This window comes from Fredinandcohnia onubensis (assembly GCF_002734215.1).
Classification (GTDB): Bacteria; Bacillota; Bacilli; order Bacillales; family Bacillaceae_L; genus Ferdinandcohnia; species Ferdinandcohnia onubensis.
Genome location: NZ_NSEB01000002.1, coordinates 116,845 through 131,108, shown reverse-complemented (window position 1 = coordinate 131,108; position 14,264 = coordinate 116,845). Strand labels below are relative to the sequence as shown.

The 14,264-nt window shown below is 39.3% G+C and carries 12 protein-coding genes and 1 riboswitch; of the genes, 2 read left to right on the top strand and 10 right to left on the bottom strand.

Features of this window, described 5'->3' with window-relative positions; translation table 11 throughout:
* Positions 1 to 20: 20 nt before the first annotated feature.
* The 9 genes from CKK03_RS01090 to CKK03_RS01050 all read right to left on the bottom strand — a co-directional run bounded on the left by CKK03_RS01090 (position 21) and on the right by CKK03_RS01050 (position 11,940).
* Positions 21 to 806: a C39 family peptidase gene (locus tag CKK03_RS01090; RefSeq protein WP_180271107.1), complete on the bottom strand. Its 786-nt coding sequence runs from the start codon at positions 804 to 806 to the stop codon at positions 21 to 23.
* A 77-nt stretch (positions 807 to 883) separates the two neighbouring features.
* Entirely contained in the window at positions 884 to 2,731 is a 1,848-nt protein-coding gene (gene asnB, locus CKK03_RS01085) for an asparagine synthase (glutamine-hydrolyzing) (RefSeq protein ID WP_099360790.1), read from the bottom strand.
* Between the two features lie 55 nt (positions 2,732 to 2,786).
* Positions 2,787 to 4,367, bottom strand: coding sequence for a Mur ligase family protein (locus CKK03_RS01080; RefSeq protein ID WP_099360789.1), 1,581 nt, complete (start codon positions 4,365 to 4,367; stop codon positions 2,787 to 2,789).
* A 16-nt stretch (positions 4,368 to 4,383) separates the two neighbouring features.
* Entirely contained in the window at positions 4,384 to 5,559 is a 1,176-nt protein-coding gene (locus CKK03_RS01075; protein WP_099360788.1) for a carboxylate--amine ligase, read from the bottom strand.
* Positions 5,560 to 5,866: 307 nt separating this feature from the next.
* Positions 5,867 to 6,622 (bottom strand): NRDE family protein, encoded by a 756-nt coding sequence (locus CKK03_RS01070; protein WP_099360787.1) that lies wholly within the window; start codon positions 6,620 to 6,622, stop codon positions 5,867 to 5,869.
* A 978-nt stretch (positions 6,623 to 7,600) separates the two neighbouring features.
* Complete coding sequence (gene acsA, locus CKK03_RS01065) at positions 7,601 to 9,310, bottom strand: acetate--CoA ligase (protein ID WP_099360786.1); 1,710 nt, start codon at positions 9,308 to 9,310, stop codon at positions 7,601 to 7,603.
* Positions 9,311 to 9,328: 18 nt separating this feature from the next.
* Positions 9,329 to 10,042 (bottom strand): ABC transporter ATP-binding protein, encoded by a 714-nt coding sequence (locus tag CKK03_RS01060; protein ID WP_099360785.1) that lies wholly within the window; start codon positions 10,040 to 10,042, stop codon positions 9,329 to 9,331.
* 20 nt (positions 10,043 to 10,062) lie between these two features.
* Positions 10,063 to 10,893 (bottom strand): ABC transporter permease, encoded by an 831-nt coding sequence (locus tag CKK03_RS01055; protein ID WP_099360784.1) that lies wholly within the window; start codon positions 10,891 to 10,893, stop codon positions 10,063 to 10,065.
* A 51-nt stretch (positions 10,894 to 10,944) separates the two neighbouring features.
* The gene (locus CKK03_RS01050; RefSeq protein ID WP_099360783.1) at positions 10,945 to 11,940 is read right to left on the bottom strand and encodes an aliphatic sulfonate ABC transporter substrate-binding protein; all 996 of its coding nucleotides are present in this window, start codon (positions 11,938 to 11,940) and stop codon (positions 10,945 to 10,947) included.
* Positions 11,941 to 12,055: 115 nt separating this feature from the next.
* Positions 12,056 to 12,165: riboswitch (SAM riboswitch) on the bottom strand.
* A 339-nt stretch (positions 12,166 to 12,504) separates the two neighbouring features.
* On the opposite strand from CKK03_RS01050, the gene CKK03_RS01045 reads away from it, so the two are divergent.
* Entirely contained in the window at positions 12,505 to 13,008 is a 504-nt protein-coding gene (locus tag CKK03_RS01045; RefSeq protein WP_099360782.1) for a DoxX family membrane protein, read from the top strand.
* 48 nt (positions 13,009 to 13,056) lie between these two features.
* Here CKK03_RS01045 and CKK03_RS23530 read toward each other — a convergent pair whose 3' ends face one another.
* Positions 13,057 to 13,215 carry a hypothetical protein gene (locus tag CKK03_RS23530; protein WP_180271102.1) on the bottom strand — a complete coding sequence of 53 codons (159 nt, stop codon included), beginning with the start codon at positions 13,213 to 13,215 and terminating at the stop codon, positions 13,057 to 13,059.
* A gap of 108 nt (positions 13,216 to 13,323) precedes the next feature.
* Here CKK03_RS23530 and CKK03_RS01040 point away from each other — a divergent pair, with 108 nt between their 5' ends.
* Entirely contained in the window at positions 13,324 to 14,241 is a 918-nt protein-coding gene (locus tag CKK03_RS01040; RefSeq protein ID WP_099360781.1) for an aldo/keto reductase, read from the top strand.
* Positions 14,242 to 14,264 lie beyond the last annotated feature (23 nt).

Here is a 14,264-nt window from a genome sequence, read left to right as displayed (position 1 = left end):
GTTAACACCTAGTTTCGTTTTTACTTAACAGTCATTGCATGACTCCCTAAGTCAACATAGCTCGCAAAAAACGCATCTGCATCGTATGTGACTTGACCTTGCAACGGATTCATGACATGCACCTTATCACCTACATAACCATTAAGAACCACAGCATGCAAGTTTGTAGGAGCATTAAACTCTGTTTTTGAGTCACGAATATTCCAAGAATAATTAACCTTTTTCTTACTTAAGTCTAGAGTTACCCAAACAACCACAGGGTTCCCTTCTTCAAGCTCCATTATGATTTCCTCACGAGTGCTTCCACTTAGGTCAACAGGTTCTATTTGAGCCCCTTCTTTTCCTAAATACGCATTTGCTGCTTGTACAATTGGAGGGGCATAAGAGAAGAATCCGCTCCATTCTCTTGGGTTTCCTGCATATGCCTTATTAGGATCGGGTCCATATAGAACATTGTTGATCGTTGTAAAAGGCTCCTTCGGTAAATAATGATCAGCCATATCTACTTTTGAAACTCTATAACCGTGAAAATTCAACACGGAAGTAAGTGACGTAATTTCACAGCCGTTTGGAAGCTCCGGTAATTGTAGAATCTTTTCAACTGGTATGAATACCTCTACTTTACCGTTTGACACCTCTCGATACGGGTTCTTTTCCTGGGCATACACATGCTGCAACCCAGTTGAGAACCCGTCTGTTCCTTCAATCAAACTTCTAGCAATGCCTTTAACCGTTTCGACATTCAGCAATAAATAAACGACACAAACGAAATTCAAAAATAATAGTCCTCTTACTATTTTTTTCACTTCTATCTGCCCCTTTACTCTGTAAGACAATCATTAGACAATTACTAGAAACCATGTATATGTGAAGAGAACAGACTTTATAACTCAACAAAAAATTTCTTGTACCATACAAGGAACACATAGACCGTATAGATGTATCTTGCGTAGTTATGTCTTCCGTGGAAATGGTCATCAAGATATTTAACGAGCTCTTCTGTATGGAAGAATTCTTTCGCAATATCGGATTCAAACATTTCTTTTACAATGTTGTAGTATTTCTCTTCGCGGAGCCAGTGTCTCATTGGAACTGGGAATCCAACCTTTTCACGATTTGACCATTCCTCTGGTAGCACTTTTTTCGATGCTGCACGAAGAGCATACTTTGTATCTATTTGATTCACACGCAAATTACTTGGGATGTGTGATGCCATGGACATCACTTCTTTATCTAAGAACGGAACCCGTAATTCAATGGAGTGAGCCATACTCATTTTGTCTGCCTTTAAAAGGATATCCCCTGGCAACCAAAGTTTGAGGTCAAGATACTGCATTTTAGTAACGTCGTCTTTTCCCTTTACATCATCATACACTTTTTTCGTAATACTTTGAATAGAAGGGCCTGTTTGATATTCCTCTTTTAAGACTTTACGAGCATCTTCTTCCTCGAATACTTTGGCTTGACCGATGAACTTTTCCTCTACCGGTTGGCCACCTTTTACAAGGAAGTTTGTGATTGTATTTTTCGGAAGAGCACCACTTACAGCGGCTATCGCACGACGAATCCCAAATGGGATCTTTTCGTATTTTTCTAGCTTCGCAGACTTCTGGTACCAGACATAGCCTCCGAAAATCTCATCTGCCCCTTCACCAGAAAGGACAACTGTTACATGCTCACTTGCTAATTTTGATAAAAAGTATAACGGAACAGAGGATAAATTTGATTGCGGTTCATCCATGTGATATTGGATTGTTGGTAGCATTTCAAATGCCTGATCTGCCGTCATCAGTTCTTTATAGTTCTCTATTTCAAGTATGTCGGATAAGTCTTTAGCCAAATTGGTTTCATTGAAAATTCCTTCATAATCCTGGAATCCAACAGAAAACGTTTTGTTTGGCATTAATAAGGCCGTGATATAACTAGAATCAACCCCACCGGATAAGAAAGAACCAACTTTAACATCACTGATTTTGTGATAGTTAACCGATTCTTTTAATGTATTATTAATTTCTTCAATATAGTGGTCAAGTCCTTTATTATCTGCATCAAAATTAACATCCCAATATGGCTTAATTTCAAGATTTCCTTTTTTATAAATCATGTAATGACCAGGCTTTAATTTATAGACACCCTTGAAGAAAGTCTCATCAAGCACTGAATATTGGAAGGTTAAATATGGTTTTATCGCGTCTTTATTTAACTCCTTCTTAAATGCTGGCTGCTTTAAAAATGCTTTGATTTCAGAGCCGAAAATAAGTGAGTTGTCTGTTGTATTTTGTGAATAGTATAATGGCTTAATTCCAAAGAAATCACGCGCTAAAAACATGGATTCGTTGTTTTTATCCCAAATTGCAAATGCAAACATCCCGCGTACCTTTTGTAAAAGGTCTACTCCATATTCTTCATAAGCATGGATGACGACTTCGCTGTCTGCATCACTTTTGAAAATATGACCTTTTTGAATGAGATCCTCGCGAAGTTCTTGATAGTTGTAGATTTCGCCATTGAAAACTAATACACAGCTTCCGTCTTCATTGAACATTGGCTGACTTCCTTCTTCAGATAAGTCAATGATACTTAGGCGACGAAAACCTAATGTTGCATGTTCGTCCGAATAGTGATTACCACTATCTGGACCTCTATGAATTATTGTATCCATCATTTCATTTATTACTTTTACTTTATCTATTTCAAGCTTTGAATCAGCAAAACCAACGAAGCCACACATAGTTTTAATCACCTTTACATCTTAGATTTTTACAGATCGCTTTTGCCTTTTTATTTTACCCATCACTGCGTCCTAACATTTGGCGTTGTTCTTTTGTTAGTCCGGCTACACGGTTCCGTAATGGGAAGAATAATTTTTCACGTGACAAATTAGGTCTCATTTTTGCAATTTGTTGTAGGGCAACACCTGCACCGTAGTCCATGCCTTGTGCACCCGCAAGGATTACAACATCCCCCGGCTCGGCATGGGTTAAGGCTTGTTCAATGGCGTCATCAAGCTCATCGTAAAGAGCAACCTGAATTCCTGCCTCTGCCATAACTTCCTCGAACACGGCTGTTTCTTCATCAGTTACGTAGTCCTTTGAAGTGACATGGGACACGCTCTTTGTCGCAATGATTTCGTTGAACCCTAACGTTTTTGCCCACTTGACGATAGCCTCTGCATTTTCACGATTAACCGTCGGGCCTCGCTCTCCACGAATCGCATAGACTAAATGGAGATCCTTATATTCCATATATTTTAATGTTTGAAGGGTCACATCAATATTCCCTGCATTTGCAAAGTGGTCATCAACGATTTTAATGTCCTCTTCAAAAATGAACTCAAAGCGACGTTCCACTCCACCGAAGTTTTTTAATCCTTTTTGAATGGAGGATACCGGCACTCCGCAAAGAAGTCCAATTGTAATAGCCACCATCGCATTATACACAGAGTGCAAACCAGGAACAGATAGTTCGATCTCGAATTCGCCTGGTTCGATCTTGGTTTCATAGCGTGAAAAAGGCTTTAAAATCTCAATTGTAAACTTCGCTCTACCTGTGGTCAAATCCAAATTTTTGCAGGCAATATGACCATCTTTGCTGTCTAAACCAAATGTGATAACCTGTGCCTTCGTTTGATCAATTAAGGAAGTAGAATACTCATCATCTAGATTTAAAATAGCAAAGCTTTTTTCACTTGCATGGCGGATTAAACCTGATTTCACTTCAAAATACTTTTCAAAAGAGCCGTGGGAGTCAATGTGCTCACGACTAATATTATTTAGAGTGACAATATCATAATCTACCGCTTCAACACGATGTGTTTCTAGTGCATTGGATGAAACCTCCATTGTCACGTGGGATACATCTTTATCTACCATTTGACCCAAGTAGAACTGTAGATCAAGGGATTCAGGAGTTGTTAGTTCAGAAGGAATCGCAAAATCGTCAATCTTAATGGATACTGTACCAATAAGACCTGTTCTGTAACCTTCTTCCTCTAAAATTGCATTCGTCATAAACGAAGTTGTAGTTTTCCCGTTCGTTGCTGTAATCCCAATCATATTCATCTTTTCAGATGGCTTTCCATAAAACTCAGCTGCAAGTCGAGCTAATGCAATACGGCTGTTTTTTACAACGATTTGAGGAATCTCTAATCCTTCTTGCACATCCTCAACAACACAAGCTACCGCACCATTTGAAATCGCCTGCGAGAGGTATTTATGGCCATCTGTTTTATAGCCTTTTATACATACAAAAAGATGTCCGTCCTTTACCTTTCCAGAATGGTATGATAGTCCACTAATTTCTATATCCTGATCATCAATGGTTTTTTGAACCTCAATTGCTGTTAGAAGCTCATGTAATTTAACCATTTTGTTCCCTCTTTTCTTAACGTTTCTTTGATTTCTTTCCTGATATCATTTTTACAAACGAGATGAACGGTTTTGGATCGTTCCAGTCCCAAATTGCGTAGGCCTTTGGTTTAAAATAAGAACGAATAACTTCGCCAAGTGAAAGCTGACCTGTTTTTAGATAGCCCTTCACGGCATAAAAATCCTCATAGGCATACCAAAATACTTGATTCGTATCATGCTTAAGGCCTTTTGGAGGAAGTGGATTACCCGTAAGTTCTCGATATGTAATGTAAGGGAAGTTAAAACCTACCTTATTTAATAACACATTAAAATTGGTAATCCTCACATTTAATTCAATTAAATAATATTGCCCAGTTTCGGCATCCTTTTTGAACTCAATTTCTACAAATCCTTTAAAGCCAATCGCCTCTAAAAAGCGTGAACCTATTTCATATAACTCAGGAACATAGCGTTGACCAGTATACACAGAAGCCCCAAAATTGATCGGATATTGGCGGAATTTTTGAGCAGTCACCCAATGAGTAACCTTTGCATCCTGATTTAAATATGCATCAAAGGTATACATATGATCATCAAAGCCAGGAATGATTCGCTGAACAATTACCTCTTGTTTCGCTTCCTTTGCCTTTTGGAGAGCTTCGTCTAACTCCTCGCGATTGTTAACGATAAATAACTTTTTACGAAAAATCGAAACAAAGGTTGGTGAATCAGTTGGCTTTACAACGCATGGATATTTGATCGTTTCCTCGATCTTTTCATAAAAATTTTCTTCATTTAAACGAACCGTTTCTGGAACAAGCATTCCATGTTCAGTTGCTAACTGATGAAGGAGCTGTTTATCCATTGTTTTCGTATAAAGACCCTGCTCCGTTTGCGGGATTAGATAGTACTCTTTTAATTCATTTAAATATTGGTCAATGATTTCCACATAGTTGTCATGACAAGGGATAAGAACAGGCTTTGCTGTTTGCTTTCTTGCATATTCTTTTAAAAAAGCAATAAAGCCTTCTGTATCTTTTCTGTAATGTGGTGCAATAATATGCTCCGTACAGTATTTTGAATCTGCACCATACGTATTTTCATATGAATAATCCACTGCAACCGTATGTATGCCTTGTCTCCCTAAACACCTTATCGTGCTTAACCCTATATAGTAATTGCAACCTAAAATGACTGCTTTGTTATTCATTTTTTATCGATCTCCCTAGTATCTATATCAAAATTACGCCCTACTGAATAAGTAGACTTGAATTGCTAAATACGTTTTTTCGACAATTATCACATTCTCCATATTGACACAGAATAATGGGTCTTTCAAGATGAAATACACCTTAATCCCGCTTGTTATCAAGCTGTAACATAAATGAAAAATAGAAACAAAAAATAGAGTACAGTATATATACGTTCGTACTCCATACCCCATTTTCGACTAGCTTCCCCATTTTAGTAGATTTATCATCTTTGTTCTATTATATACCATCGGCTAAACGATCTCTTTACGACTTAATCGGAAAGCGAAACTCTTTGTTGCTCTGTCCCGTACTAGCGTGCACCCGCTCAACATATTGGATTTCTGTATCTGACATTAATAATACGGTTGAGCTTCTTGTCCCATACCCATTTGTTTGTATAAATAATGAAGAAAGAATCCGTTCCCATTCGAGAGACACGCCCGTTTTGGGTAGAAGGTTGTCGTTCGGGCGGTCTGTGTTTTGGAGTAGCTCGAACAGGTTTTCTATCAAATCTTCTCCTTTAATGATCTTTGAAAGTTCCTCTTTACCTTTTTGAACTTTCGGCCAACCTGTATCAAGTAAATGGTTGCTTAGCCCGTGGATACCTGGCTGGACCTTTTCCAAACTTTTTCCGACATTCGAATAATAATAGAGATGTTCTGGGTCACCTACTAAGAGATTGTAGCCAGGATACTGGGAGTTCGTCCCTTTTAGCTGCCTCATATATTCAGCAATATCACCTTTATAGATGAGAGCCTCTTTTACGATTGCTCCTCTAGATTGTTTTCCTACTGAGACTTCACTTGGATCTCGATAATTCGTTATGGCTGCAAAACGCCCGGCTTTGGTGACACCCATCCAGGTTCCCATTTTTTCAAGATCTCTTCCAGCCAAAAGAGTAGGCTCATCCTCCCAAAAATGAATCGGAGCCGTTGGCCGTTGAAGAAACTCATCCCGGTTGGCCGCAACAATTAATTTATATACCGGATGTGCCTGATAGGCAAACAAAATTAAACACAATCTACCCACCGCCCTTTTTCACAAATTATAACATTTATACTGTCCTCTTGTGAGACATTAGGCTTTTATTCAAAATAATGAATCTAAATTTATTTGACCGTTATCGTATAGGAAAGCCTAAGATATGGAGTGTAAACTGACATTGTCTTTAATTAGAGAAAAAATGTGATTCGGACTTATAGCACAAACAAACGCACTCCGTGTGTTCGAATGATTGGGTGATTCGGACTCGGATGACCTCTTCAACCTGTCGGCGTGTCGCAATCAACCGGGATTTCGGACTTCGATGACTGCTGCAACCTGTCAGCGTGTCGCAGTCCACTGGGGTTTCTGACTCGGATGACCGATACATACCTGTCGGATGTCGCAATCAACTGCGGTTTCTGACTCAGATGACCGATACATACCTGTCGCGTGTCGCAATCAACTGGGAATTCTGACTTGGATGACCGATACAACCTGCCGCGTGTCGCAATCAACTAGGGTTTCTGACTCAGATGACCGATACAACCTGCCGCGTGTCGCAATCAACTAGGGTTTCTGACTCAGCCTGACCGATACAACCTGTCGTGTGTCGCAATCAACTGGGGTTTCTGACTCAGATGACCGATACATACCTGTCGCATGTCGCAATCAACTGCGGTTTCTGACTCAGATGACCGATACATACCTGTCACGTGTCGCAATCAACTGAGAATTCCGACTCGGATGACCGATACAACCTGCCGCGTGTCGCAATCTGCAGGTATTCGAACTCCGTTTCCTGAATCAGCCGCAATGTGTCAGAATGTGAGTAGAAAATAGTACTGGCCATATTGGAGTTTGTTACAACCCGTATGAGACTTTCTTTGTCGTTTATCACTGTACAATTCACAGTTGTATCCTTTCCTCTGGATAAATAAAACAGCGTGAATACGATCTCACGCTGTTTTTTCATATACCTATTTAATTTCATCGTTTAATCAATACGCAAATGCCTTAACTTACGACCTCTTTTTCTAGTTCTCGTGCTTTTAGCTCTCTTCTTAAAATTTTTCCGCTGATCTTTGTTTTCGGCAGTTCATCCAATACTTCAATTTCCCTTGGAGCAGAATGTGCTGCAAGATGTTGTTTTACAAACACGCGGATATCCTCTAGTAACTCTTTCGATGGAGTATAACCATTCTTTAGAACGATAAAGGCCTTTACGATTTCCCCTCTTATTGGGTCTGGCTTTCCGATGACACCAGCTTCAGCAACCGCTTGATGCTCAATTAGCTTACTTTCAACTTCAAATGGACCTATTCGCTCTCCAGAAGAATTAATCATATCATCGCTTCGCCCTTGGAAAAACACATAACCATCCTCATCTAAAATCGCCAAGTCACCTGATACATACCAACCATTTACAAAGTATGAATGATATTTCTCTTCATTTTTCCAAACTTCTCTCATGATTGATGGCCAAGATGCCTTAATGCCAAGATGACCAACCTGACCATTAGGAAGCGGATTTCCGTCATCGTCGATTATTGCAACTTCAATACCTGGAAAAGGTCTCCCCATTGAGCCTGGTTTAATGACCTCAGATGGAAGATTAACGATCAATTGTCCGCCCGTTTCTGTCATCCACCATGTATCGTGGATTCTTTTCCCTAAAGTTTCAATCCCCCAGGTAATAACCTCAGGGTTTAACGGCTCTCCCACACTTAAAATATGCCGTAATGAACGTAAATCGTATTTGTTTAACACTTCATTCCCCTCTGCCTTTAGCATTCTGAAAGCTGTAGGTGCACTATACCAAACCGTTACCCCTGTTTTTTCAATTGTTGAATACCAGGAATCTGCATTAAATCTCCCGCCGTTAACGACAATTGTGGCACGATTTAGCCAAGGAGCAAAGATTCCGTACACCGTTCCTGTCACCCAGCCGGGATGTGCTGTACACCAATAAATATCATCCTCTTTTAAATCAAGGACCCACTTTCCGGTTTGGTACTGCTGAATCATCGCGCGATGTGCATGCACAATTCCCTTTGGTTTCCCGGTTGATCCACTTGTATAGTGAATATTAAGGCGATCCTCAAGCTCCAACCATTCAACGACACTGTTCTCACTTTTCGTTTCTGCTAATGCCTCTACAAGTGAGATTTCATTTTCCTGACACTTTTCAGGTCCTTCCGTAATAAACACTGTTTCGAGTGAAGGCAATTCTTGTTTTGGGACTCTTTTTACCAACTCTGAATCTGTGATTAGATAACGACCCTCACAGTCCGAAATCCGATCCCTTACCGCATCCTCCATAAATGCTTCAAAAAGCGGTCCTGCAACGGCACCTATTTTAACCGCTGCAATCATCGCAATATACATTTCCGGATTTTTTGGCAAAAAGATAAACACAATATCTCCCTTATTCACGCCATACTTTTTTAACACCGATGCTAAATGGTCCGACTTATCTTTGATATCTTTAAAGGTAAAAATCTGTTCCTCATCTTCATTTATGTAGTGAAGGGCGACTTTGTCTCCATACCCATCTTCTACATGCCGGTCAATACATTCATAAGCCATATTGACTTGCCCTGTTTGATACCAACTAAAGTCTTTTTCAACTTCTTCCCACGAAAAGTCCTTATACACCTGATCATAGTCTTTTAGATTATAGGCCTCATCAAAAGGTCTTATCGTACCTAATTGTGTTGTTGTCAATTCAACTCTCCCCTTTCTTTAGCTTAATAGAGATAATATTTCTGCCTTCAATTGTGCCAACTTTATATCCCCACGGGACCTGGGTTTTGGATAATCAATTTGTATCGTTTGATAGATTTCACCCGGCTGCCCCTTTAAAATAACAATCCTGTCACATAAATAAAGTGCTTCATCGATATCATGAGTAACGACGATCATCGTTGATTTGTATTTCTCCCAAATCGTCAGCAGCAAATCCTGCAACTGCATTTTTGTAAATGCATCAAGTGCACTAAATGGCTCATCTAATAGTAAAACTTGAGGTGCTGTGATAAGTGCACGAGCAATCGATACTCGTTGTGCCATCCCACCGGAGATATCCTTTGGATAATGATTTTCAAATCCTTGCAATCCTACTAGTTTTACATATTCCTGAGCTTTTCCACTTTTCTTACTATCATTCTTTAAACCAAATGAGATATTCTCTAATACTGTCAACCATGGCATTAAACGTGATTCTTGAAAAATAACGCCAACTTTCTCATGAACGGACTTAATGATGTCACCACTTATTTTCACCGTACCTGTATAATCGGAATCTAATCCAGCTAGGACACGCAATAAGGTGCTTTTTCCACACCCACTCGTACCTAATACACCCACAATTTCACCTTGTTTTGTTTCAAGATTAATATTTTTAAACCCTGTCGCACCGTTCGAAAAGGTTCTAGAGACATTTTGAACTGCCAGCATCTTTATTCATCCTTTCGGGTCTACTTCACAAAGCTGTCCTGCCAATGAAGTGTTTTTTCCTCTGTTTTCTTCAAAATTGAGTCTGATATTTTACCTAAAATCGCAAATAGGACGATGCTTGCGATAACCGTTTCAGGAGAATAGGAGTTTTGGCCAACAACAAGCAAATATCCAATCCCCTGACTAGCACCCATTAATTCAGCTGCAACAACAAACATCCACCCTAGCCCTAACCCACTTCGGATTCCAACTAGAAAAGAAGGAAGGGATGCAGGCAATATGACCTTTCTAATTAACTCAAACGTTGAAAAATTATAGATTTTCCCTACCTCGATCAACTTTCGGTCAACACCCTGAATACCTGACACGATATTTAAATAAACTGGAAAAAATACTCCAACAGCGATTAATGTAATTTTTGACGGTTCTGCAATCCCCATCCACAAGATAAAAAGGGGCACCCAAGCAAGGGACGGGATAGAACGGAAAGCCTGAATCATCGGATCGAGTAACTGCTCAGCAATTCTGAAATAGCCGACCAATGAACCAAAGATAACAGCAGCAACAACCCCGATTAGAAAACCAAAAAAGATTCGATATAAAGTAATGCCGATATGGCCCCAAAGACTTCCATCTCCAGCAAATTCAATGATTTTCGCAAGGATAACCGTTGGTGCTGGCATAAGATGCCCTTCAAGGACACCAATATGGCTTAAATATTGCCAAACCACGATTAAAATAGCTGGGATGATACTCCCAAGTAGAATTACTTTTACACTTCCTGATAAAACAAACTCACGCTTCGGTTTCACCTTAATTTGTCTAGTCAACGCTCCGCCTTTTGTGCTCATTTTACCCTCTCCTATCACGAGGGAGTGCCGTTACGAAAGAGGCACTAACCTCTATTGTTTAATTACGTTTTCCGCAAACGTAGGATTAATTAATTCTTCAACTAGTTGATCCAATTCAACATCTTTTCCGATGATGTCCTGCGCTTGAAGCACCTTACCCGCTTCTGTTAATGCCTCAATTTGTATTTCACCAGGAACAGGATTAGAAAAATCATTTCGTTCATTTAATTGTTTATTTGCAACTTCAATATCAATATTTGCCGATTTTGCCAAGATTTCTGCTGTTTCTTCTGGATTTTCTAGGACCCATTTACGAGCCTTTTCATAGACCTCAATGACTTTTTCAACGTACTTAGGATATTTTTCCGCAAACTCAGAATGCACATTTAAGGTTCCATACGTATTAAAATCTGCATTGCGGTAAAAAAGGTTCGCATCCGTTTCTAATTCAACTCTTGCCATATGAGGATCCAACCCTGACCATGCATCTACCTGACCAGAAGATAACGCTGCCGCTCCATCTCCATGCTGTAAATTAACGATTTCAACATCTGATGGGCTTAACCCTTCCTCATTTAAGGCACGTAATAGGAAAATATATGGATCTGTCCCGATGGTTGCCGCAACCTTTTTCCCCTTTAAATCACTTATGCTTTGGATCTTTGAATCTTTATTTGCCACCAATGCTGTCCACTCTGGCTTTGAGTAAATATACACGGATTCAATTGGAGCTCCCTTTGCTTTAGCCATAAGAGCTGCTGCCCCTGCAGATGAACCGAAGTCCGCACTTCCACTATTTAAAAATTCTAGTGCTTTATTACTTCCTTGACTTAAAACAAATTCAACCTTAATTCCCTCTTCTTTGAATGCTTCCTCAGCCCACCCAAACTCTTTTAACACGAGACTTGTAGGCGAGTAAAAGGCATAATCTAATGTAATTTTTTCTGGTTTATCATTTCCTTGGCTAGCTTTACTTGAGCTGTTTGAACAGCCTACAATTCCGATCAACAGTAATACAGCAGTTAAAATCACGCTTATTTTTTTCATATATATACCTCCAGTATTTTTATAGGAAAACTAGGGTTAGTACTAATACAACATCTAACTTTCATACCCAAACGATGAAAAAAGCCCTCTTCAGTAAGAAGAGGGCTTTTTCCTCCTCTTATCTTTCAGGTAATTTTACCTGATGGAATTAGCACCTTTTCAAGAATAATCTTGAAGGTTGCCGGGTTTCGTAGGGCCATGTCCCTCCACCGCTCTGGATAAGAGTCCTTTATTAAATTAATACGTTCTAGTTTTACTTTATAAATGGATTATAGAATGTAAAATACCCAAAGTCAAACACTTTTTGAAAAATTTTCCCTTATTTAAATTTTCGGTGATTGTTATAATTCCCTATAATTTGGCCTAAATATAGAACCTAAAAAACAATTGTGTCATATTTGTGAAGCCTATTGCTTTAATTGAAAATCCGCTGTATATTAAGAGTGTAGAAAGTTAGTGAAAAACTTCACAAACTAACTACACAAGCTGGCAGCTAAAGCAATCATATTTTTTTAAAACACCTTGTGAATAATTTCACAATATAAAATAAAAGGGGAGATTAAGATGAGAACATTCTTAAAAGGACCTAAAATGGCAGTTATTTGGACAGTATTACGTGTATGGTTAGGTATTCAATGGCTAGAAGCTGGTTTTCATAAATTAACTGGAGGATTTGACGCAGGCGGATTCCTACAAGGAGCACTTGCAAAAGCTGGTGGCGAACACCCAGCAGTAGCAGGTTGGTACGCAACATTCTTAGAAGGCTTTGCCGCTCCAAACGTTGAAATCATTAACGTACTTATTCCATGGGGCGAAGTTCTAGTTGGACTTGGATTAATCTTAGGTGCTGCAACAATCCCAGCATTAATTGCAGGTGCATTCATGAACCTGAACTTCTTACTTGCTGGAACAGTTAGCACAAACCCAGTACTTTACACATTAGCAGTTATTCTCTTATTCGCAGGCGCTGCAACATACTACTACGGTGTAGATAGATTTGCAATACCCTTCCTAGCAAAACGAATCAATGCGAAAAAAGATACTAAAACAGCAACAACAACTGCATAACTAAAAAAAGGAGTTCCTCCCAAGTTAGGGGGAGCTCCTTTTTACTTTCTACTCATCATCTATTTCGCCGTCACCGATTTCATCTTCCTCTTCGATCTCTTCGATGTCCTCGCCTTCCTCAGGTCTTTCGTCATCTCCACAACCCATTAAGAAAAACATCGGAAATGCTAATAATAACAGCATGAATAAACGTTTTATTCGATTCATCACAAAACCTCCCTTTTTTCTATACTTTCCAATCCATATCGAAATATGTAGACTAGAAATGGGCAACAGTAATAACAGTCCTATATTATAACTTGGAGGTTTAACACAATGCGAAAAATAAAACTAGGCACCAGTTCACTAGAGGTTCCAGTTGTGGCGGTAGGGTGTATGAGAATAAACTCATTAAAGAAGCCTGAGGCAGAAGCGTTTGTGCAAACGGCATTAGAAAACGGAGCAAACTTTTTTGACCATGCTGATATTTACGGTAGTGGCACTTGTGAAGAAATCTTCGCAGATGCAATACATATGAACGATGATGTGAGGGAGAAAATTATTCTTCAATCTAAATGTGGCATTCGAAAAGGAATGTTTGATTTTTCAAAAGAACATATCCTTAATTCCGTTGACGGAATCTTAAAACGGCTTAAAACGGACTATCTTGATGTTCTCCTTTTACATCGTCCGGATGCCCTCGTTGAGCCTGAAGAGGTTGCAGAAGCATTCGATGTGTTGGAATCCTCAGGTAAGGTTCGTCATTTTGGAGTATCTAACCAAAAGCCGATGCAAATACAGTTATTAAAAAAATATGTGAAGCAGCCAATTGTCGCAAATCAGCTGCAATTAAGCATCCCAAATGCCCACATGATTGCAAGTGGGGTTACCGCTAATATGCAAATTGATCAATCCATTAACCGTGATGGAGATGTCCTTGATTTTTGCCGATTGAATGACATTACCATTCAACCATGGTCACCTTTTCAATATGGTTATTTTGAAGGACCTTTTCTCGGCAATGAAAAATGTCCAGAATTAAATCAAAAAATTGATGAAATTGCAGAAAAATACGGTGTATCGAATACGACCATTGCAATTGCTTGGCTATTACGTCATCCCGCTAACATGCAGCCTGTAATTGGAACCATGAATATAGAGCGATTAAAGGATTCCGTTAAGGCAAGTGAAGTTCAGTTATCCCGTGAAGATTGGTACAGTATTTTTCTAGCTGCTGGCTATTTACTTCCGTAATAGACAAAGAGGCACCTCCTAAA